This window comes from Rhodococcus sp. F64268, assembly GCF_023015605.1.
Classification (GTDB): domain Bacteria; phylum Actinomycetota; class Actinomycetes; order Mycobacteriales; family Mycobacteriaceae; genus Rhodococcus.
Genome location: NZ_JALKAI010000005.1, coordinates 26,061 through 47,642, shown reverse-complemented (window position 1 = coordinate 47,642; position 21,582 = coordinate 26,061). Strand labels below are relative to the sequence as shown.

Annotated in this window: 23 protein-coding genes; 5 read left to right on the top strand and 18 right to left on the bottom strand. The window is 66.6% G+C overall.

The window, feature by feature from the left end:
• Window positions 1–4: 4 nt before the first annotated feature.
• On the bottom strand, window positions 5–748 hold the full coding sequence (locus tag MWU77_RS15145) for a hypothetical protein (protein WP_247274158.1): 744 nt from the start codon (window positions 746–748) through the stop codon (window positions 5–7).
• Between the two features lie 2 nt (window positions 749–750).
• Window positions 751–1,677 carry an ABC transporter ATP-binding protein gene (locus MWU77_RS15140; RefSeq protein ID WP_247274157.1) on the bottom strand — a complete coding sequence of 309 codons (927 nt, stop codon included), beginning with the start codon at window positions 1,675–1,677 and terminating at the stop codon, window positions 751–753.
• A 108-nt stretch (window positions 1,678–1,785) separates the two neighbouring features.
• Here MWU77_RS15140 and MWU77_RS15135 point away from each other — a divergent pair, with 108 nt between their 5' ends.
• Both MWU77_RS15135 and MWU77_RS15130 read left to right on the top strand, forming a co-directional pair.
• Window positions 1,786–2,961 (top strand): sensor histidine kinase, encoded by a 1,176-nt coding sequence (locus tag MWU77_RS15135; protein ID WP_247274156.1) that lies wholly within the window; start codon window positions 1,786–1,788, stop codon window positions 2,959–2,961.
• Between the two features lie 5 nt (window positions 2,962–2,966).
• A complete protein-coding gene (locus MWU77_RS15130; RefSeq protein ID WP_169688727.1) occupies window positions 2,967–3,614 on the top strand; it encodes a response regulator transcription factor in 648 nt (215 codons plus the stop codon).
• A 7-nt stretch (window positions 3,615–3,621) separates the two neighbouring features.
• Here the strand turns inward: MWU77_RS15130 and truB are convergent, their stop codons facing one another.
• From truB to rimP, 11 genes are all read right to left on the bottom strand, one after another.
• Window positions 3,622–4,539, bottom strand: a complete 918-nt coding sequence (gene truB, locus MWU77_RS15125; protein WP_247274155.1) for a tRNA pseudouridine(55) synthase TruB — start codon at window positions 4,537–4,539, stop codon at window positions 3,622–3,624.
• 3 nt (window positions 4,540–4,542) lie between these two features.
• On the bottom strand, window positions 4,543–5,205 hold the full coding sequence (npt, locus tag MWU77_RS15120; RefSeq protein ID WP_169688911.1) for a 4'-phosphopantetheinyl transferase Npt: 663 nt from the start codon (window positions 5,203–5,205) through the stop codon (window positions 4,543–4,545).
• 41 nt (window positions 5,206–5,246) lie between these two features.
• Window positions 5,247–6,185 (bottom strand): metallophosphoesterase, encoded by a 939-nt coding sequence (locus MWU77_RS15115; protein ID WP_169688725.1) that lies wholly within the window; start codon window positions 6,183–6,185, stop codon window positions 5,247–5,249.
• Between the two features lie 5 nt (window positions 6,186–6,190).
• Entirely contained in the window at window positions 6,191–7,555 is a 1,365-nt protein-coding gene (locus MWU77_RS15110) for an MATE family efflux transporter (RefSeq protein WP_169688724.1), read from the bottom strand.
• Window positions 7,555–8,547: a bifunctional oligoribonuclease/PAP phosphatase NrnA gene (locus MWU77_RS15105; protein ID WP_169688910.1), complete on the bottom strand. Its 993-nt coding sequence runs from the start codon at window positions 8,545–8,547 to the stop codon at window positions 7,555–7,557. Before MWU77_RS15105 ends, MWU77_RS15110 begins: the two co-directional genes overlap by 1 nt.
• Window positions 8,548–8,554: 7 nt before the next feature.
• Window positions 8,555–9,004, bottom strand: a complete 450-nt coding sequence (gene rbfA / locus MWU77_RS15100; protein WP_169688723.1) for a 30S ribosome-binding factor RbfA — start codon at window positions 9,002–9,004, stop codon at window positions 8,555–8,557.
• Between the two features lie 61 nt (window positions 9,005–9,065).
• Entirely contained in the window at window positions 9,066–9,356 is a 291-nt protein-coding gene (locus MWU77_RS15095) for a DUF503 domain-containing protein (RefSeq protein WP_169688722.1), read from the bottom strand.
• An 87-nt stretch (window positions 9,357–9,443) separates the two neighbouring features.
• Window positions 9,444–12,347: a translation initiation factor IF-2 gene (gene infB, locus MWU77_RS15090; RefSeq protein WP_169688721.1), complete on the bottom strand. Its 2,904-nt coding sequence runs from the start codon at window positions 12,345–12,347 to the stop codon at window positions 9,444–9,446.
• Between the two features lie 92 nt (window positions 12,348–12,439).
• Window positions 12,440–12,823 carry a YlxR family protein gene (locus MWU77_RS15085; RefSeq protein ID WP_169688720.1) on the bottom strand — a complete coding sequence of 128 codons (384 nt, stop codon included), beginning with the start codon at window positions 12,821–12,823 and terminating at the stop codon, window positions 12,440–12,442.
• Window positions 12,824–12,867: 44 nt separating this feature from the next.
• Window positions 12,868–13,896 carry a transcription termination factor NusA gene (nusA, locus tag MWU77_RS15080; RefSeq protein ID WP_169688719.1) on the bottom strand — a complete coding sequence of 343 codons (1,029 nt, stop codon included), beginning with the start codon at window positions 13,894–13,896 and terminating at the stop codon, window positions 12,868–12,870.
• Window positions 13,893–14,510, bottom strand: a complete 618-nt coding sequence (gene rimP, locus MWU77_RS15075) for a ribosome maturation factor RimP (RefSeq protein ID WP_169688718.1) — start codon at window positions 14,508–14,510, stop codon at window positions 13,893–13,895. Before rimP ends, nusA begins: the two co-directional genes overlap by 4 nt.
• Before the next feature lie 227 nt (window positions 14,511–14,737).
• On the opposite strand from rimP, the gene MWU77_RS15070 reads away from it, so the two are divergent.
• Complete coding sequence (locus MWU77_RS15070; protein ID WP_374229881.1) at window positions 14,738–15,157, top strand: hypothetical protein; 420 nt, start codon at window positions 14,738–14,740, stop codon at window positions 15,155–15,157.
• Window positions 15,154–15,600 (top strand): ferritin-like domain-containing protein, encoded by a 447-nt coding sequence (locus tag MWU77_RS15065; protein ID WP_169688716.1) that lies wholly within the window; start codon window positions 15,154–15,156, stop codon window positions 15,598–15,600. Before MWU77_RS15070 ends, MWU77_RS15065 begins: the two co-directional genes overlap by 4 nt.
• A gap of 43 nt (window positions 15,601–15,643) precedes the next feature.
• Here the strand turns inward: MWU77_RS15065 and MWU77_RS15060 are convergent, their stop codons facing one another.
• Window positions 15,644–16,837 carry a serine hydrolase gene (locus MWU77_RS15060; protein WP_247274154.1) on the bottom strand — a complete coding sequence of 398 codons (1,194 nt, stop codon included), beginning with the start codon at window positions 16,835–16,837 and terminating at the stop codon, window positions 15,644–15,646.
• Window positions 16,838–17,022: 185 nt separating this feature from the next.
• On the opposite strand from MWU77_RS15060, the gene MWU77_RS15055 reads away from it, so the two are divergent.
• Window positions 17,023–17,457, top strand: a complete 435-nt coding sequence (locus MWU77_RS15055) for a VOC family protein (RefSeq protein WP_169688714.1) — start codon at window positions 17,023–17,025, stop codon at window positions 17,455–17,457.
• A 16-nt stretch (window positions 17,458–17,473) separates the two neighbouring features.
• Here MWU77_RS15055 and MWU77_RS15050 read toward each other — a convergent pair whose 3' ends face one another.
• The 4 genes from MWU77_RS15050 to MWU77_RS15035 form a co-directional block, all read right to left on the bottom strand.
• Window positions 17,474–17,953: a carboxymuconolactone decarboxylase family protein gene (locus tag MWU77_RS15050; protein WP_247274153.1), complete on the bottom strand. Its 480-nt coding sequence runs from the start codon at window positions 17,951–17,953 to the stop codon at window positions 17,474–17,476.
• On the bottom strand, window positions 17,950–19,041 hold the full coding sequence (locus MWU77_RS15045; protein ID WP_169688712.1) for a dihydrodipicolinate reductase: 1,092 nt from the start codon (window positions 19,039–19,041) through the stop codon (window positions 17,950–17,952). The genes MWU77_RS15050 and MWU77_RS15045 overlap by 4 nt, the downstream gene beginning before the upstream one ends.
• Before the next feature lie 79 nt (window positions 19,042–19,120).
• Complete coding sequence (locus MWU77_RS15040) at window positions 19,121–19,774, bottom strand: O-methyltransferase (RefSeq protein ID WP_247274152.1); 654 nt, start codon at window positions 19,772–19,774, stop codon at window positions 19,121–19,123.
• Window positions 19,775–19,822: 48 nt separating this feature from the next.
• Window positions 19,823–21,565, bottom strand: a complete 1,743-nt coding sequence (locus MWU77_RS15035) for a proline--tRNA ligase (protein WP_247274151.1) — start codon at window positions 21,563–21,565, stop codon at window positions 19,823–19,825.
• Window positions 21,566–21,582: the final 17 nt, after the last annotated feature.

The following is a 21,582-nucleotide window of genomic DNA, read 5'->3' as shown; positions in this document are numbered from 1 at the left end:
CCGGTCAGCAGTCGCGACGACGGAACGCCCACCAACCGGCGAGGACGGCCGCGCCCGACCACACCCCTGTCACAACCAGGCCCGCCCACGGTCCCGGTGAACCGAGCGGATCCAAGACGAGCACCTGACGACCCGCACGATCGGGCAGATAGTCGGCGACACCGCTGCTGCCGGCCACGTCGCCGAGAACGAACGACAACAACAACACCAGCGGGACGAGGACGCCCAGTGTCGCTGCAGCACTTCGTAACAGAGTTGCCATTCCCGACGCGAACAGTGCCATCGCGGTCAGATAGACCGCGCACCCGAGGATTGCGCGGCCGGCAGCCGCATCGGTCCATTCCAGCCGGTGCTCACCGAGCAGAAACTGACCACCGACGAAACACGCCAGAGCTGTCGCCAGGCCGACAACGAAGGTGAGACTCGCGACAACGCTGAGACCGGCCCCGTAGAACACACCGCGGCGGGGAACTGCGACGAGCCAGACTCTCGTGCCGTGGTTCTTGAACTGTGCCGCCGCGGCGAGGGCACCGAAGGTGATTGCGACCACCTGGCCGAAGTTGACACCGAAGAAGGAGATCAGCAGCGGGTCGAAATCGGGCTGCCCCGCCTCCTCTCTACCCAACGTTGCACTGCCGACCAGGGAGAATCCGACGGTGACAAGAAAAAGGAGCGCGAGCACCCCACCGAGTGACGGCAGCGACCGCGTCTTGATCCACTCCGAATGGAGGGCGGATGCGTACGACATGGCTAGGCCTCCTGGTGCGTCGTGCCGGTCACGCGGGTCTTCGCGTTCGATGTCAAGGCGAGATAGGCCTCCTCGAGCGAGGCCTGTTGATCGGTCAGCTCGAGGACGGGGATACCCGCGTCGGCGAGCAGCGCTCCGATCTCGTCGATCCGGCCGCCGCGGACCATCCATCTGCCGCGGTCGTCCTCGACGGCAGTGCATCCGAAGCGTGCAAGCACCTCGTCGGGGCGCGTGCCGTGCGGGGTGCGCAGGCGCACGGTCGATTCGGCATGGGCGCGGACGAAGTCGTCCGTGGAAGCATCGGCGAGAATGCGGCCCTCGCCGAGAACCAGGAGGTGATCTGCATACGAGGCGATCTCGGACATCAGATGACTCGAGACGAGGACCGTGCGTCCCTCGCGGGCGAGTCTCGGCAACGCTTCCCTGATCCAGACAATGCCCTCCGGGTCCAGCCCGTTCGACGGCTCGTCCAATATCAATACCTGCGGATCACCGAGCAGTGCGGCGGCGATCCCGAGGCGCTGGCGCATTCCGAGTGAGAAGGACGAGACGCGTCGACGCTCGACACCGGACAGCCCGACCTCGTCGAGGACCGCTCCGACACGGTCGACCGGGAGCCGATTACTCCTCGCGAGCGCCAGCAGGTGATTCCGGGCGGTCCGCCCGGGGTGCGCGGCGTCGGCGTCGAGGAGCGCACCTGCCAGGGTCAGGGGTTGCTCGGACTCGACGAAAGGCCTACCGCCGATCACGGCAGTCCCGGTGGTCGGTCGGTCGAGGCCGAGGATGGTGCGCATCGTGGTGGACTTCCCGGCGCCGTTGGGGCCGAGGAACCCCGTCACCATCCCGGGACGCACAGTGAACGTCACGCCGTCGACCGCACGAATCGATCCGTATACCTTGGTCAGCTCGTGCACTTCGATTGTCGTCATGCACTCAGCGTCCATCCGAACCGGTCGCGTGATCTCCCCCCTCGGGTGGGATCCGTCTCCCCCATTTCGGGGAGTCACCGGCGATCGCGCAGCTGGCAGTATGAATACATGTTCCGCGAGATAGGCCGGCTCTCGACCCGCCCGGCGACCTACACCCGCGGGCTACATCTGTGCATTCCGTTGACGTTCGCTGCGGTGTGGCTCTTCATCGACGACGACCACCCGTACATGCTCGCCTTGTTCGTCGTGCCAGTGGGGTTGCTCCCGGCAATGCGGCTCGCGGAAGGGGTCCAGGCGCGACTGTTCCTCACTCCCGGTCAAGGAACCTCTGCTGATGAGCCGTCCATCGGCGCCGCGTCGTCGGCGAGTTGGTCCGACCGGTGGCGCACCGTGCTCTGGCTCGAGGTCAGGCTCGCGCTCAGCGCGATACTGTGCGCGGTCTGTGTGCCGATGATACTGCTGTGCGCGGATCTCGTCGGTGCAGCGGTGGGAGGAGCGCCGGGCGAGGATGCCCTCGTGAGGATCGAGCAACCCCAGTGGTGGTACGCCCTGCTGATCCCACTGCCCATCATCGTGATCTTCACAACGGTCCTCGGGCTCGGGGCGCTGGTCACCGCCGTTGCGCGCCGGTTGCTCGGCCCGTCTGCCGCGGATCGGATGCGAGCCTTGGAACAACGCACCGACCTGCTCCTCGAACACACCCGTCTCGCTCGCGAGCTGCACGATTCGATCGGTCATGCCCTCACCGTCGCGGTATTGCAGGCCGGTGCGGCCCGCGCTGCCGATGATCCCGAGTTCACCGCGCTGGCACTGCGCGCCATCGAAGAAACCGGACGCGACGCGCTCGACGACCTCGATCGGGTCCTTCTCGTGCTGCGCGACTCCACGGGGCCAGGTGAGCGTCCCACCCTCGCCGATGCTTCTCGCCTTGTCGAGTCTGCACGATCGGCGGGTGCCGACATCGACGTCTCGGTCGCCGGCCACATCGATCGTGTACCCGGGCCACTTTCCCGAGAGGGCTACCGCATCCTGCAGGAATCGCTGACCAACGTGCTGCGTCATTCCGGTCCCGGGCCCGTCCTCGTCCGAGTTCAGGTGGATACCGATCAACTCGAGTTGGAGGTGACGAGCGCATTGCCTGTCGTCGCGCCGACCACCGGTCGCGGAAGCGGGTTGCGCGGCATCCACGAACGCGCGGAACTACTCGGTGGCCACGCGGCGACCGGACCGGCCGGCGGGATCTGGCAGGTCCACGTCACGCTCCCGTTCGACGGAACTCAGTGATACGGATGACGATCACCGTACTGCTCGTCGACGACGAACCACTTGCCCGCGCTGGACTGCGCGCGATCCTCGACGCGCAGCCCGACATCGAGGTCGTGGGCGAGGCCGGGGACGGTGCCGCGGTCGTCCCGCTGTTGCGGCGGCTACGGCCGACCGTGATCGCGATGGACGTACGGATGCCGCTGATGGACGGGATCGACGCGACGCGGGTGATCCTACGGACCGTACCGTCACCGCCCAAGATCGTGATCGTGACGACCTTCGAGAACGACGAGTATGTCTACCGGGCCTTGCGGGCAGGCGCGGACGGATTCCTGCTCAAACGTGCCCGCCCCGCCGAGATCGCAAATGCCGTCCGCACCGTGGCCGAAGGAGATTCACTCCTGTACCCCGCTGCCGTCCGCACGCTCGCGTCAGGCCATGGCAACGCGCCCGCACGCGAGCAACTCGAGCGTGCCGCGCTCACCGAACGCGAGTCCACCGTGCTGCGATTGATGACGCGCGGCCTGTCGAATGCCGAGATCGCCACGCACATGTTCGTCGGCGCCGAGACCGTCAAATCCCATGTCAGTGCCGTACTTTCAAAGCTCGGTGTTCGCGACCGAACCCAGGCGGTGATTGTGGCCTACGAATCGGGATTCGTCACGACCTGAGCGCACCTCAGATGTTGGACGGACGCACCACGAATACCGATGACGCCCGCTTTCCCTTCTCCTGCAGTAACGACACCGCCCGCCCCTCCGGGTCGATCGCCGCATACACACCTGACATACCGATCGGGTCGAGCCAGCGCCCGTGCGAGAGCACCACGGCCTCGTCGGCCGTGACCGAACGGGTTTCGAACGCAGCCAGGACAGCCGCGTCGAGATCGAGGCTCGGTGCCGGATCGTCCGCCAACTGCTCGAGGGTGCGCGCATGCTCGAGACCGAACGGGCCGACCGTGGTACGCCGCAACGCCGTGAGATGCCCACCGACGCCCAGGGCTGCTCCCAGATCTCGTGCAAGAGCACGGATGTAGGTCCCGGATGAACAGTCGACCTCGACGTCGAGATCGACGAATCCTTCCTCCGTGGTCTCGTGGCGCGCGACAACCTCGAACCGCGACACGGAGACCGGCCGCGCGGGGATCTCCACCGCTTCACCTTCGCGCATCCGCGCGTACGCACGCTTTCCGTCGATCTTGATCGCACTCACGCTCGCCGGGACCTGCTCGATGTCTCCGGTCAGCGCGGCAACGCCCGCAGTGATCCTGTCGTCGCTCACGGACGATGCGTCCAGGGTCTCGAGCACCTCGCCCTCTGCGTCATCGGTCACGGTGCGCTGCCCCAACCGGATCGTCGCGGCGTACGACTTGGTGGTCAACGCCAGCAACCCGAGTAACTTGGTGGCGCGTTCGACACCGAGCACCAGCACTCCGGTCGCCATCGGATCGAGGGTGCCTGCGTGGCCTACCTTTCGGGTCCCGAGCAGTTTCCGGCATCGGGCAACGACGTCGTGGCTGGTCATGCCCGCCGGTTTGTCGACGATGAGCAAGCCGGCACGAGTGAGGGCGGGATTATCGGAAGCGGATTCGGTCATAGTTCAGCGCACCGTGATTGCGGTGAGCACCAGGCCGTCGGCGACAAGCCACCGACCGTCGAATGCGGTCAGCGGCGCGCCGTCGCGGGTGTCGCCGGGAACCAGCAACTCCGACCGGAACGTGCCGGAGGTCGCACCGGAGTCGTCGCGTTCGAAGGTTATGTGGGCATCCTCGAATCCGAGCCAGCGACCGGTGAGCGGAAACCACGCCTTGTATGTGGCTTCCTTAGCGCAGAACAGCACCCGATCCCAGTGCACGTCGGTGTCGTCGGTCGACGCGAGCCATGTGCGTTCGACGTCGAGGCTGACTGCATCGAGAACACCGTCCGGGAGGTGATCGTGCGGTTCCGCGTCGATTCCGAGTGAACGCACCTGCAGCGAGTAGCCGAGGACGGCACCGCGATAGCCGTCGCAGTGCGTGAGACTACCCACCACTCCGCGCGGCCAGATCGGTGCGCCCTTGTCCCCCTTGAGAATCGGTGCCGGCTCCACACCCAGACGACCCATCGCCTGACGTGCGCAGTGCCGCGCACCGATGAACTCGCGGCGACGCTTCTCGACAGACCTGGCGATGAGGGCTTCCTCCTGAGGATGAGCTACGAGGCCCGGCGGGTCGGAGAACAGTTCCGCGGCTGCGACACCGTCGGGAACGATCCGTTCGATCAAACCTTCTCGTGCACCGACCATGGGGTTCGTCGCCGGTTCCGTCACCGCAGTTCCTTCTCTCGTTGAGCCCGAAACTTCTCGGCTTCGGCTTCCATCTCGGGCGTCACCGTGAAATGACCGCCCCACTTGTTGAGCGTGCCCGGCGGGTAGTCCGGGACGGGCAGGATCTGGCGCAGCACATTGTCGGGGAGGCCGCGTCGTTGCCATTCGCGTGGGTATCCGACCGATACCTCCTCGAAGCGCACCCCGTCGTAGTACGTGGTGCGCGGGATGTGGAGATGCCCGTACACACTGCACAATGCCCGGTACCGCAAGTGCCAGTCGGCGGTCTCGGTGGTGCCGCACCACAGCGCGAACTCAGGATAGAACAGCATTCGAGTGGGTTCGCGCACGAGCGGGAAGTGATTGATCAATACGGTCGGCACCTCAGGATCGAGTGCGTCGAGCCGAGCCTTCGTCTGCTCGATCCGTGCACGGCACCACGTGTCGCGGGTGATGTACGGGTCGGGCTTCAAGAGGAACTCGTCGGTGGCGACCACGTTGCGCGAGCGCGCCAGTGCGAGGCCGTCTGCTTTCGTCGCGGTACCGTCCGGCAGGAACGAGTAGTCGTACAGCAGGAACATCGGCACCAACGTGACCGGTCCGCCGTCGCCCTCCCAGACCGGATACGGATCCTCCGGAGTGATCACACCGAGTTCCCGGCACATCGTCACGAGATAGTCGTAGCGCGCCACCCCGTGCATTTGCACCGGATCTTTCGCAGTGGTCCACAGTTCGTGATTGCCGGGAACCCAGATCACCTTCGCGAAGCGATCGCTGAGCAGCTTCAGTGCCCAGCGGATATCGTCGGTCTTCTCCGAAACATCACCTGCGACGATGAGCCAGTCGTCGGGTGATTCTGGGAACAGGTCCTCGGTGACAGGCCGATTTCCCCGATGTGCCACATGGATGTCACTGACCGCCCACAACTTCGCTGCCACGGTTTCTATCCTCCCGTTCCGTTGCCTGCGTGGACCTGTCGGTCCGCGCCCGTCACTACCCAGCGCCCCGACAGAGTGCGCCACACGACGGCAATCATCCGAAACACGATGAACACCGTAAGCCCGGTCCAGATTCCCGCGAGGCCCCAGTCGAAGGCGAGCGAGCACCAGATCAGAGGGAGGAAACCCAGCAATGCGGCGGCAAGTGTCGCAGTACGAAGGAACGCGGCGTCGCCTGCGCCGAGTAGTACTCCGTCGAGCGCGAATACGACTCCGGCCAGCGGGATGATCGCGACGAAGAACCACCAAGCGATCTCGATCTGATCGAGTACCGCGGCGTCTGCAGTGAACAGACCTGGGAGCAGTGTCCGCCCCGCAAGGAAGAGCACGGCCAGGGCCACTGCGAACACGGCCGACCACGCCGTCACTCGCCAGGCAATCCGAGTTGCCCCGCGGGTGTCCTTGGCACCGAGTGCGGCGCCGACGAGCGCCTGTGCGGCGATGGCAAGTGAGTCGAGGGCGAGCGTGACGAAGTTCCACAACTGCAGGACCACCTGGTGCCCCGCGACGGCAGCGGCACCGAACCGCGCTGCGACCGCGGCTGCCGACAGGAAACACGCCTGGAACGCCAGGCTCCGGGCGATGAGATCGCGACCGAGTTGCAACTGGGCGACGATCACGGCGCGGCGCGGTCGGCGCGACACCCCTGACCGCGCCAGCGCCACCACGAACAGCGTTGCCGCAACGAACTGCCCCACGACGTTGGCAACCGCGGAGCCGACGAGCTCCCAACGTGGAGCACCGAGCAGACCGTGGACCAGAATCGGACACAGTACCGCCGAGAGTCCCAATCCCAGCACCACATACCGCAAGGGTCGTGCGGTGTCCTGCACACCTCGCATCCACCCGTTACCCGCCAGGCTGATGAGGATCAGCGGCGCACCGAACAGCGCGACACGCAGCCAGGACACCGCGGCAGCCGCGATCTCCTCGTCACCGGCGATCAGACCCGCGACCGGGGCGGCAAGCAACTGGCCGACCACGACGATCACGGCACCGACACAGACCGCGAGCCAGGTGGCCTGGATCCCTTCCGTGACGGCGTCGTCGCGCCGACCGGCACCGTGGAACCGCGCCGCCCGGGCTGTCGTCCCGTACGACAGGAAGGTCAACTGTGTCGTGACCTGAGCAAGGACGAGACCACCGATCGCCAGTCCGGCGAGCGGAAGTGCACCGAGTCGCCCCACCACCGCGATGTCGAACAGGAGATAGAGGGGCTCTGCCGCCAGCACTCCGAGCGCGGGCAGCGCGAGTCCGAGGATCCGCCGCCCGGAGACGTCGCCTGGGGTCGTGGGTTCGGCCGACGCCATCACCCGAGCGCAGCGCGAAGGGCAGCGACGATCTCCTCGGAGTCGCCGAGCGCGGTATATCCGGACGCAAATCGATGTCCGCCACCTCCGAGGGTGGTCGCCACGAGTGAGACGTCCACATCGCGTTTGGAACGCAACGAGACCGTCCATTCCTGCGGGCCGACCTCCTTGAACACCGCGGCAACCTCTGCTTCCAGGGTGGTGCGCACGATGTCGATGACGCTTTCGATCTCTTCGGCGCCGAGATGGGAGGAGTCCGCACGACGCACCAGGGCGTACACCAATCCGCGATCGTTCGCGGCCTCGGGTATCAGGGTCGCGGACGCCAGGACCGACGACAGCATCGGCAACCAGCCGAACGGGTGGGTGTCGAGAAGCGTGCGGGTGATGTTCGCACCGTCGATCCCGGTCGAGAGCAGGCGCTCCGCGAGCGAGTGCGTACCCGGGCGCACCCATCGGAAGGATCCGGTGTCGGTGGCCAGACCGGCGAACAGGCAATGGGCGATACTCGCGTCGATCTCGACGCCCCACGCGTCGAATACGTCAGCGAGAACTGCCGCGGTGGCCTCGGCGTCCGCATCGATGAGATTGTGGGTCCCGAATCGCGTATTCGATCGGTGGTGATCGATGACCAGCGAGTTCCGAGCACCTTCGAGACGGGTCCGCAAGCTGCCGAGGCGGCCGGCGGTGCCGCAGTCCACGGCAACGAGCAGATCTACCTCGTCCCGGACCTGCTCCGCCGCGACGACGAGATGGACGCCCGGCAGGCCTCGCATCGACTTGGGTACCGTATCCGGCGCCGCGAACGCCACCTGCACGGAAACTCCTCGTCGCTCGAGAGCGAGGCCGAGGGCCAGCCCGCTGCCGAGAGTGTCGGCGTCGGGTTGGACGTGGCACAGCACGGTCACTGTCCGCGCAGCAGAGAGCAACGCGACGGCACCGTCGAGATCGACCGCGCCTCCGGGGACGGTCGACGTTTCGAAGTCGGGCATGGGGCCGCTATTCGTCGTCGTCACGTTCGCGAGGTTCCTTGTACGGGTCGGAGTCACCGGCCGGTACCGCTCCCTCTCGTGCCCGTGCCACTTCGTCGTCCGCCGCACGCGCACGCGCGAGGAGTTCTTCCATGTGACGGGCGGTATCCGGCACGGTGTCGGTGGCGAACGTCAGTGTCGGGGTGAACCGGACACCGGTTGCCGCACCGACCTTCGATCGGAGGATCCCCTTGGCCTTCTCGAGCCCTGCTGCTGCCGACTCGAGGTCCGGCTCGGTGTTCAGATCGGCGCCGCGCACGGTGTAGTAGACCGTCGCGTCATGCAGATCGGGCGTGACCTTCGCGTCGGTGATGGTGATGAACTCGAGCCGTGGATCCTTGATCTCATGGTCGATCGCGGTAGCCACGATAGTGGAGATGCGCTTCGCAAGGCGGCGCGCGCGTGCTGGATCGGCCATGTCGTTCGTTCCTCCTCGGTCGCCGGTCTCCGGCGACCACTCTCTGTGTTGTTTCGGACCGTCAGTCTTCCGGACCGAACACTCTTCGTCTGGTGGAGAGCAACTCCAGTTCCGGGCGGTCCGCGGCGAGGCGCTCGCACTTGTCGAGTATCTCCCGTACGTGCGCAAGATCGGGTGCCGCGACCGCCACACCGAGTTTCGTGCGTCGATGCAGATCTTGGTCGCCGGTCTCCGATGCAGATACACCCAGGCGACGCAGCTCAGCGAGCACCGGCTTGATCAACGATCGCTTGCCTTTGAGCGAATGGACGTCGCCCAGGAGGATGTCCAGTTCGAGCGCTCCCAGATACATCGTCGACCTTCCCCGCCGGATGCTGATCTCTCGACACGCCCGTGGCGGCGGACGACATGGTCGTCCACCGCCACCGGCCGAGATGTGTCAGTCGCGCGGCTTCTCGCGCAACTCGTAGGCCTCGATCACGTCGCCGACCTTGATGTCGGAGTAGGTGATCGTCAGACCACATTCGTAGCCCTCACGCACCTCGACGACGTCGTCCTTCTCACGCCGCAGCGAGGAGATCGTGACGGTCTCCGCAATCACGTTGTTGTCGCGGAGCAGACGTGCCTTGGCGTTGCGCTTGACGATCCCCGACTGCACGAGGCAACCAGCGATGTTACCGACCTTCGACGACTTGAAGATCGCGCGGATCTCGGCGCGGCCGAGCTCGACCTCCTCGTAGACCGGCTTGAGCATGCCCTTGAGGGCCTTCTCCACCTCGTCGATCGCCTGGTAGATGATCGAGTAGTAGCGGATATCGACGCCCTCGCGGTTCGCGAGCTCCGTTGCCTTGCCCTCGGCGCGGACATTGAAGCCGATGATCACGGCGTTCGATGCGGACGCCAGGTTGACGTTGGTCTCGGTGACGCCACCGACACCGCGGTCGATGACTCGCAGGCGCACCTCGTCGTCGATCTGGATACCCATGAGGGCCTCTTCGAGGGCCTCGACGGTACCGGAGTTGTCGCCCTTGAGGATGAGGTTGAGCTCGTTGTGCTCCTTGAGAGCCGCATCGAGATCTTCGAGGCTGATCCGCTTGCGGCTCCTGGCGGCCAGCGCATTGCGCTTGCGCGCATTGCGCCGGTCGGCGATCTGGCGGGCGATGCGGTCCTCGTCGACGACGACGAGATTGTCGCCGGCGCCGGGCACCGACGTGAAGCCGATGACCTGAACCGGACGCGACGGGAACGCTTCGAGAACGTCCTCACCGTGCTCGTCGACCATGCGACGAACGCGGCCGTACGCATCGCCGGCAACGATGGAGTCGCCGACCCGCAGGGTGCCGCGCTGAACGAGCACCGTAGCGACCGGACCGCGACCGCGGTCGAGGTGGGCCTCGATGGCGACGCCCTGCGCCTCCATGTCGGGATTCGCCCGCAGATCGAGAGATGCGTCTGCGGTGAGCAGCACGGCCTCGAGCAGCTGGTCGATGTTGAGACCCTGCTTGGCGGAGATGTCGACGAACATCGTGTCGCCGCCGTACTCCTCGGTGACCAGACCGTACTCGGTGAGCTGCTGACGGATCTTCTGAGGGTTCGCACCCTCCTTGTCGATCTTGTTGACCGCGACCACGATCGGCACGTCGGCCGCCTGGGCGTGGTTGATCGCTTCGACCGTCTGAGGCATGACACCGTCGTCGGCTGCGACCACGAGAATCGCGATGTCCGTCGACTTCGCACCGCGGGCACGCATGGCGGTGAACGCTTCGTGGCCCGGCGTGTCGATGAACGTGATCAGGCGGTCTTCACCGTTGAGGTGCGTCATGACCTGGTAGGCACCGATGTGCTGCGTGATGCCACCGGCCTCGCCCTCGCCGACGTTCTCCTTACGGATCGTGTCGAGCAGTCGGGTCTTACCGTGGTCGACGTGGCCCATGACGGTGACCACCGGCGGACGCTGCTGGAGGTCCTCCTCGCCGCCCTCGTCCTGGCCGTACTGGATGTCGAACGACTCGAGCAGCTCGCGGTCCTCGTCCTCGGGCGAGACGACCTGCACGACATAGTTCATCTCCGAGCCGAGCAGCTCGAGCGTCTCGTCGTTCACCGACTGAGTGGCGGTGACCATCTCGCCGAGGTTGAACAACGCCTGCACGAGTGCTGCCGGGTTCGCATCGATCTTCTCCGCGAAGTCGGACAACGATGCTCCGCGGGCGAGACGAATCGTCTCACCGCTGCCGCGCGGCAACCGCACGCCGCCGACGGCGGGCGCCTGCATCGAATCGTATTCCTGCCGCTTCTGCCGCTTCGACTTGCGGCCACGACGCGGAGCGCCACCGGGACGACCGAACGCACCGGCTGCACCGCCGCGTCCGCGGCCACCGCCGCCACCACCGCCCGGACGGCCGCGGAAGCCACCGGGAGCACCTGCACCGGCACCCGCGCCGCCGCCTGCGCCACCACCGGCACCGCCGCCGCGGTAACCGCCGCCACCACCGGGACGACCCCCGGGCGCGCCGCCCGGACGACCCGGACGACCGGAAGCAGCCGGGCGTGCAGCACGCTGCGGCATCGCACCCGGGTTCGGACGGGGAGGCATGGAGCCGGGAGACGGACGAGGTCCACCCTGACCGGGAGCCGGACGGGGACCGCCCTGTCCCGGTGCCGGACGCTGGCCACCGGCCGCCGGACGTCCCTGACCGGGAGTCGGACGGGGGCCACCCTGACCGGGAGTCGGACGAGGTCCGCCGGGACCCGGACGGGGACCTGCCGGACGCGGAGCAGGCCGCTCGGCAGGAGCAGACGAGTACGGGTTGTTACCGACGCGCGGGGACTTCGGACCCGGACGCGGAGCCGGCTTGGGACCCGGCGCAGCAGGCTTCGGTGCCGGCGTCGCAGCGGGAGCCTGCTCTTGCGCGGGTGCAGCCGCCTTCGCAGCCGGAGCCGCAGGCGTGGGAGCCGGAGCTGCGGGCGTGGGAGCTGCAGGCTTGGGGGCGCCCGGCTTCGGCCGTGCCGAAGGAGTCGGTGCCGCGGGGGTTTCCTTCGCCGCTGCGTCCTGCGCCGGAGCTGCAGGCGCGGGAGTCGGTGCGGCCGGCGTCGGCGCTGCCGGGCGGGGGCCCGGGCGCGGTGCGCCGGGGCGGGGGCCCGGGGTGGGTGCGGCCTTCGCGGCCGGCGCATCGGCGCTCTGCGCCTTACCGAACGACTCGCGAAGACGGCGGGCCACGGGCGGCTCCACCGTCGAGGATGCTGATTTCACGAACTCGCCTTGCTCCTTGAGCTTTGCGAGTAGTTCCTTACTTGTGACACCGAGTTCTTTTGCCAACTCGTGCACGCGGGCCTTGCCTGCCACTGCTCTCCTCACTGATGAGGTCGAGCGGCCAATGCCCGCACGACCTCGGGTTATCTCCGATGGACGTTCATCGCTGGTGCTTCACGGTGTGCTCATGAGTGTTCGTGCCTGTTCTTCTCAGAGTTCGATGTCACTGTTGGTGTCCTGCCGTCGGGGTCGTTGTGCGACCTCTCCGCCATGGACCCGACCAGCTGATCCAGCGCTGAGATATCCGGACCTCCGGACACCCTCAGTGCTCTGCCGAATGCTCGACGCCGAACGGCCAGGTTCAGACACTCCACGGTGGGATGCATCCATGCACCTCGCCCTGAAAGCCTGCGCCCCGAATCGGGGACGACCACGAAACCTTCCGGTTCCGAGCCTCGCGCCACGACTCTCAGCAGTTCGGCAGCCAGCGTTCGCTGCCGACATCCGACGCAAGTGCGCACCGGGCCGGTGCGCTCCGAGCCGACGGAGGGCAGGTCATGCTGAACCATCGACCACTGTACCGCTGTTTTGCCCGAAATCCCGCATCCCACCTTCACCTGCCTGTCGGGGAGTCACCGGCATCCTCCGCCTCGACGGGTGCGGCGTCGCTCCGGATGTCGATTCGCCACCCGGTCAGGCGCGCCGCGAGACGTGCGTTTTGCCCTTCCTTACCGATCGCGAGCGACAACTGGAAGTCGGGAACGACCACCCGTGCGGCGCGCGCATCCGGGTCCACGACCGTGACGGAAACCACCTTCGACGGCGACAATGCGTTGCCGACGAACTTCGCGGGATCCTCGTCGAAGTCAATGATGTCGATCTTCTCTTCGCCGAGTTCGCGCATCACGTTGCGCACGCGCTGACCCATCGGTCCGATGCACGCGCCCTTCGCGTTGAGCCCGGGCACTACCGAATGCACAGCGATCTTCGAACGGTGGCCGGACTCCCGCGCGACCGCGACGATCTCGACGGACTCGTCGGCGATCTCGGGAACCTCGAGTGCGAACAGCCTGCGAACCAGGTTCGGGTGCGTACGGGACAGCGTGATCTGCGGTCCGCGTTGGCCGCGCGAGACACCCACGACGTAGCACTTGATGCGGTCGCCGTGTTCGTAGCTCTCTCCCGGGACCTGCTCGGCCGGCGGGATCAGCCCTTCGGTGGCACTGGTGTCGCCGCCGATCTTGACGACCACCATGCCGCGGGCGTTGGCGCGGGAGTCGCGCTGGACGACACCGCTGACGATCTCACCCTCGTGAGTGGAGAACTCACCGAACCGCTGCTCGTGCTCCGCGTCGCGGATCCGCTGCATGATCACCTGGCGGGCGGTGGTCGCGGCGATGCGCCCGAAGTTCTCGGGGGTGTCGTCCCATTCGGCGATGACGTTGCCGTCCTCGTCGCGCTCCTCGGCGAGCACCTGGATCGCTCCGGTCTTGACATCGACCACGACCCGCGCGTGCGGCTGATGTCCGTCGACATGCCGGTAGGCGGTGAGCAACGCCGTCTCGAGCGTCTCGATGAGCTCGTCGAACGGAATGTTCTTCTCCGACTCCAGCATCCGCAGAGCCGCAATTTCGATATTCACTTATCCATCCTCTGTTCGTTGCTTTCGGTGCCGTCGTCCACCGTGTTCTCGTCGTCGTCTGCCGTGTCGCCGACCGCGTTCTCGTCGATCTCACCGGCCTGCACGCGCCCGTCCGGCAGTCCACCGGCCAGTTCCAGCTCGCGCGCATTCGGGGGTGAGAACTCGATCTCGACCACCGCCTTGCGTACGTCGGACAGCGGCAAGGACCGAACGAAAGGGCCTTGCTTGTCGGAGGCCACCACTCGAATGGTGTCGCCGACGAGCTCGCCGACCCGGGCGACGAACGTCTCGTCGGCCGTCTCGATCCGAGCCTTGCGCCCCTGAGCGCGCCGCCAGTGCCGATCGAGCGTCAACGGCCTGCCGATGCCCGGACTCGTCACTTCGAGGACGTACGGGGACTCCCCGAAATCGGAGACGGAATCGAACGCTTCGGACACCAGACGACTCAGGCGGGCCGCCTCGTCGAGTCCGAGGCCCGCATCACTGTCGACCATCAGACGAACGGTGCTGTGCTTTCCGGCGGCGGTCACGACCACGTCCTCGAGGTCGTAGCCCTCGTTGTCGAGAAGATCGGTGACGAGCTCGACGATCCTCTCCGGGGGTGGCACAGGCATGGTGAGCGGGCTCCTCGTTCAGTTGTGATCGCAGCGGACAGCGGCCGGACGGACGCACCGGCAGATATCCAGCCTAACGTGCATTTCGCCGCTCCGTGACCAGCCCGGGGTCGATATCCGTCACACCCGGCTGGCAGGATGGTCCGGTGCCGATGCCAGTGACGCGATCCTCGATGTCCCGACGAACACTGTTGCGATGGTGCTCGGCTGCAGCAGGAGGAGTTTCGGTGGCGGTCGTCACCGGGTGTGGAATCACCGACGACGGCGAGCAGGAACCCGACCCGTTGCTCTCCCAGGCTGTGCGTGCCCGCACCGATGCGTCGACCGCGACCGCCCTGGTTGCTCTCGCCCCCGACCTCGCGGAATCACTGACCACGATCAGCTCCGAGCGCACGGCACACGCCGACGCGCTCGAAGCCGAGATCGCTCGCGCGGCAGGTGCCACCACGAGCTACACCCCTCCCTCGTCGACGACCACGACCGCTGCGGCCGGAGAAGGTCCGACCGTCGAACTGTTACGCGAGCGCCTGAGCCAGTCGCAGCGCAGCGCGGCTGAGGTCGGCCGCAGCCTCCAAGGGTTCCGCGCGGGACTGCTCGCCTCCGTCAGTGCCGCGTGCGCGGTCGAGACGGCGGTGCTGCTGCCGTGACATCGCCCGAGCTCGGTCCCGAACAGCAATCCCTCGTCGATGCCCTCGCGGCCGAACACTCCGCTGTGTTCGGGTACGGCGTCGTGTCCGCATTCGCGGACCCGGCGCGTGCCGACGACGTCGCGAACGACACCGCAGCGCATCGTGCGCGGCGCGACGCCACGATCGACGCGTTGATCTCTGTCGGTGTCGAACCGCCGGTCGCGGCACCCGGATACACGGTGCCGTTTCCTGTCACCGACCCGGCGAGTGCCGCACAACTCGCACTGCAGATCGAAACCGACACCGCGGTCGCGTGGCGCTCGGTGGTCGAGCGCGCTCGAAGCGAACCGGTCCGGGCGAACGCAATCGAGGCACTCACGGACACTGCGGTGCGGGCCGCACACTGGCGGACGCACCTCGGCATCGTTCCGCCGTCGGTGCCGTTCCCCGGTAGGTCCTGAGGACCTCGAGGTGTCACATGACGTAGGCGTCGCGGACCATGGGTTACCGGCCCGATCCGAGGATCTCGGCCGTACGGCGGAACATCTGATCGGCAGGGTGGGCTTCCGGCACGACATCGGATTCGTTCATATAGACCACGACGGTCGCACCCGAATCGGGGTTGTGGAAGATGGCCGCCGTGAAACCGAGGCCCTCGCCGTTGTGCCCCCACCATCCCGCCGTCTCGCCGATTCCGAGAGCATAGATGTCGTACGGTGGCCCCACGTCCAACGGCGCCCCTTGTTGCCTCTCGGCTTGGGTCTCCGGCTGTAGGAGCGTGCCGGTGGCAAGGACCTCGCCCCACACTCGACCGTCGTCGAGGTTGCTGATCATGGAACCGGCCGGCCCGAAGATGGACAGATTGTCGGGATGCTCCTCGAGACCTCCCGTACCCGCCGCGTACCCGATCGGATGTGGGTCGGCCCACTGCGCGGCGTCGAGGACGTACTCGGTGCCTTCCAGCCCGAGGGGTCTCAGGATGCGCTCGTCGAGGACGTCGGCGAACTGCTGCCCCGTTGCCTGCTCGACGACAGCGCCGAGCAGGTTGGTGTTCGCGTTGGTGTAGACCTTCTTCTCCCCGGGTGCGAACTGCGCCGGCGCCCCGAGCACGAAACTGTTCAAATCATCGAGCGTGAAGATCCTCGCGGGGTCCTCGGAGAACACCTCGACGAATCTGTCGTCGGTGTAGTCGGCGTTGCCACTGGACATCCCGGCAAGTTCTCGGAGAGTGATTCTGTCTCCGTCCGTGACGCCGTCGACGTACTGATCGATCGTGTCGTCGAGACCGATCGTGCCCTCGTCCACCAATTGGAGGATGAGGGTGACGGTGTACGACTTGGTGATACTCCGCAGTGGCCAGGTCATCTCGGTGGTGACAGCGACCTCCCCCTCGATGTCTGCGGTGCCGACCGTCGCAATCCAGGTGCCTTCACCCGGAACCCATACGCCCACGGCGGCTCCGGGCACCCCGTATTCGGTCATCGTCCGATCGAGTGCGCCCTGCAGTGCTGTCCGGAGGGGGTCGGGAAGCGTCCCCTCGGGCGCAGCCGGACGGGTGACAGTGGCCGACCGGTCTGGTACCCGGTCGTCGGCCGGGGACGGCAGGCACCCCGCGGCGAGGACGGCGACCGTCGCCGCGGAGGCGAGGGTGATCAGTGAGCGCGAGAGTCGCACCGTACCGTGCAGATCGATGGTCATGCGACATCCCCAGTCGTGTCGTCCACCAAGGCGCTGGGACAGCGGCGCGCTTTCAGCATGACGTGTCGGCGAGGTTTCCATATGCGGTTCACGCCATCGGCCTCGAGGCGTCGGCTGTTGTGTGGGGTATCGGCGCACTAGACTGCGGGTGCTCGACCGTCCGTACAGCGACATGGGAGCACACCATGAAATCAGTCGACCCGTACCTGAATTTCAACGGCAACACCGAAGAAGTATTCACCTTCTACCGATCCGTCTTCGGCGGCGAACTACAGTTGGCACGCTTCAGCGACATGGACACCGGCGACATGGAGCTGACCGAGGAACAGAAGAACGGCGTCGCCCACGTCGCGCTCCCGTTGGGCGACAGCATGCTCATGGGATCCGACGTACCCGAGGCGATGGGTACCGTCACCGCCGGAACGAATTTCGCGATCTCGATCGACGCCGACAGCGCCGAGGAAGCCGACCGGGTGTTCGGCGGACTGTCCGAGGGCGGTGAGGTGTCCATGCCACTGGGGAAGGTGGAATGGGCGGAGCGCTTCGGCATGTGCACCGACAAGTACGGCGTGCAGTGGATGATCGGCTACACGGGCAACGTGGTGTTCGGCGCACCCTGATCATTCGTCGTGTCGATCAGTGCCGGGGTAGTACACAGGCGGAGTCCAACCCGAGCACGTGATTGAGTCGGCCGAACGCCAGCCACGATCCGATGCTCATCGACAACTCGACGATCTCGGCGTCGGTGTACTGGGCCTTCATCCGAATCCAGAACGCGTCGTCGAGACCGTGGTGATCGAGCGCGTATCGCTCGGCGTACTCGGTTGCGAGTCGTGTTCGCTCGTCGAAGTGTTCGGTGGTGCGCCAGTTCTCGACGTCTCGGTCGAAACCGGGCTCGACCTTGACTCCGTCCCGTTCGGTACGCCAGTCCTGGCAGAAAACACATCCGTTGATCTGCGCGATCCGCAGCCGCGCGGCTTCGAACGCACGCAGGTCGATGGTCGAGTGCTCGTACACGGAAAGCGAGAACTGGGAAGCGGGGATCCCTATCCCGGGGACCATCTCGGCCCAGACATAGCCGATCGGGTCCTTGCCCTCGGGGATGTCGATGATCATGCGGGGGCTCCTTCCGGAGCGGTGAGTTTGCCGATCGCGGGGCGCAGCGGAACTTCGAGTGCGTCGTAGAGGCCGGGTTCGTGCTCGACGAGCCAGTCGATCGCGCCGACGAGCCGACCCACCGCCGTCGCATTGCCGCCGGCCGCCCGGCTCCCGCCTTCGTCGTCGGCCTCGATACTGACTTCGATCCGCGGTCGTCCCTCGATTATCACCCGGTGTGCACCCGCACCGCCGTCGGGTGGAACGGGCCAGTCCGGCGCACATTTCGGGTGGATGCGGGTGACGTGTTCGATGACGATTCGAGGCTGTCCGCCGACGATGCCCTGCAGTTCGAATCGCACCGCGCCCTGTGTGCCCGCCTCGAAGTCGCCCATCGTCGCAGTAGTGATTGTGGTGTCGAGGGCACGCCGGTCGAAGACCTCACGGATCTCGTCGAGTTCGACGCCGAGGCCTCGCGCCATCAACCGCACCTGTCCGCCCCACACCATCGTCGGGATCGACGGCGCGAGCATCGGTGGTTCGTAGTCCATCGGCTGCCCCATCCCGACGAGGTACCGCACCGAGTCGGGCTGGTCGTAGGTCGAGTAATCGAAGATCTCCTGGCAGCGGATGCCCTCGACTGTCGTGCCGAGTCCGCTGAGCAGCAACGGCAGCACGTCGTTGCCCCACCCCGGGTCGATACCCGACACGAACAGCGACCCGCCGGCCTCCGCGATCCCCGCCAGGATCGGTTCTCTCATCTCGGGCGGTGCACTGCGGTGGTCGTACAGCGGGAACAGCGCGGGTGTGACGACGACGGCACCGGTGCGCAGCGCACGGAGGATGTCGGCGAAGGCATCGTCGGGCCGGATGTCGCCGGTCGCCGCGTACACGACGGCGGCGGGCCCCTCGGACAGCACGGCGTCGATGTCCGCTCTCGCCCTGACGCCGATCTCACGGCCGAGATCAGCCAGGTCCCCGGCGTCGCGCCCGACCTTGTCCGGGTTGTGGACGAGAACCGCTGTCAGCTCGAGTGCGGGGTGAGCATCGACAGCGCGAATAGCCGCGCGCCCGACGTTTCCTGTACCCCAGACGACCGTGGAGATCATGGCTGCGCACATTACGACACTGGAACAGGTTCTCGTGGCGGATCAGGACAATTCGGAGAGAACCTGTCCGGCAGCGCCCTCAGCGGACGACCAGCGCCATCGCGAAACCATCCCAGTCCTTCACCCCTACCGTCTGCAGCGCTGTCGCGTCGAGGCGAGGTTCGGATGCGAACAGAGCAAGGACATCCCGAGACGCACGGACGCGTTCATCGTCCTGATCCGGATCCGCGATCGCACCGCCGCGGACGATGTTGTCGACGATGATGACACTGCCCGGGCGGGTGAGCCGCAGTGCTTCACGCACGTAGTTGGAGTTGTTCTCCTTGTCCGCGTCGATGAACACGAGATCGAACGGGCCCTCGAGATGCGGCAACGACTCCAGGGCGGGACCGACGCGGATATCGACCACTCCGCCGACCCCGGCCCGGTCCAGGTTCCCACGCGCAACCTCTGCGTGACGGGGCTCGAACTCGAGTGTGACCACCCGTCCTTCGTCGCCGACGGCCCGCGCGAGCCAGATCGTGCTGTATCCACCGAGCGTGCCGATCTCGAGAACTGCCCGCGCACCCATCGCTCGCGCAAGCAGGTGCAGGAACTTGCCCTGCATGCGCGAGACATCGATGGCGGGTAGGCCTGCCTCGGCGTTCGCCACGAGCGCAGCCTCGGTGGCACGGTCGTTGCCGATGAGGAGGTCGGAGAGATAGGTGTCTGTACGTTCCCAATCAGCAGCCATGGAACACAGTCTCCCCCGTCACCACCTCATCGGCAGCCGTCGGTCGGGTCAGCGGCGGGTCGCTGCGAGAACCTCGCTCACCGCATCCGCGACAGGCACCTCGCGGGCCTCACCGGTGAAGCGGTCGCGCAGTTCGACGTGACCGTCGGCGAAACCGCGGCCGACCACGACGACGAGCGGCATACCGAGCAGCTCGGAGTCCTTGAACTTCACGCCCGGCGATGCCTTGCGGTCGTCGAAGAGCAAGTCGACGCCGGCGTCGGAGAGTTCCTGCGCGAGTGCCTCGGCGCCCGCGCGGGCCTGCTCGTCCTTGTTGGCGATGACGAGGTGCACGTCGAACGGTGCGATCTCGGCAGGCCAGCGCAGGCCCTTGTCGTCGTGCTGCTGCTCGGCGACCACGGCAACGAGTCGTGAGACACCGATGCCGTAGGAGCCCATCGTGGGGCGCACCGGCTTGCCGTTCTCCCCGAGAACATTCACGTCGAATGCATCGGTGTACTTACTGCCGAGCTGGAAGACGTGACCGATCTCGATGCCGCGGGCCGAGACGAGCGGTCCCGCTCCGTCGGGCGACGGGTCGCCGTCGCGCACCTCTGCCGCCTCGATCGTGCCGTCCGGGGTGAAGTCGCGGCCGGCGACGAATCCGAACACGTGCTTGCCGTGCTCGTCGGCGCCGGTGATCCAGGAGCTGCCGTCGACCACCCGGGGGTCGACGAGGTAGCGCACGCCGTTCGCCAGCAACGCCTTGGGCCCGATGTAGCCCTTGACGAGGAACGGGTTGGCGGCGAAGTCGGCCTCGCCGAGCAGCGCGACCTCGGCCGGCTCGAGGGAGGCTTCGAGACGCTTGTCGTCGACCTCGCGGTCGCCGGGGACACCGATACCGAGGAGTTCCCATTCGCCGCCGGGCTGCCGCACCTTCACGAGGATGTTCTTGAGCGTCTCGGAGGCGTCGACCTCGCGGCCGAGGATCTGCGAGGACACCGTGACGAGAGTGTCGATCGTGGGCGTGTCGGGGGTGTCGTGGACGACCGCCTCCGGCTGCCCCTCGATCGGAACGGGGGTGGGGGCCAGGGTCTTCACGGCCTCGACGTTCGCGGCGTACCCGGATTCGACGCACCGCACGTAGGTGTCCTCACCGGCGGGCGACTCGGCGAGGAACTCCTCCGACGCGCTGCCGCCCATCGCACCCGACGTCGCGGACACGATCACGTATTTCACGCCGAGGCGCGCAAAGATCCGCTCGTATGCGTCGCGGTGTGCGCGGTACGACTCGGCGAGCCCCTCGTCGGTGAGATCGAAGCTGTACGAGTCCTTCATGGTGAATTCGCGGCCGCGCAGAATGCCGGCGCGCGGCCGTTCTTCGTCGCGGTACTTGGTCTGGATCTGATATAGCGTGACCGGGAAGTCCTTGTACGAGTTGTATTCACCCTTGACAGTGAGCGCGAACATCTCCTCATGGGTCGGGCCGAGGAGGTAGTCGCCGCCCTTGCGATCCTGAAGGCGGAACAGGCCGGGGCCGTACTCGGTCCAGCGGTTCGTCGTCTCGTAGGGGTCGCGCGGGAGCAGCGCAGGCAGGGAGATCTCCTGCGCGCCGATGCCGTTCATCTCCTCGCGGACCACCCGTTCCACCTCGCGCAGCACCTTCAGTCCCAGTGGCAGCCACGAGTACACGCCCGGCGCGATGCGGCGCACGTAGCCGGCGCGGACGAGCAGCTTGTGGCTGGCGACCTCGGCATCGGCCGGGTCGTCGCGGAGCGTGCGGAGGAACAGGTGCGACATGCGGGTGATCACGATCGGTCAGCCTACCT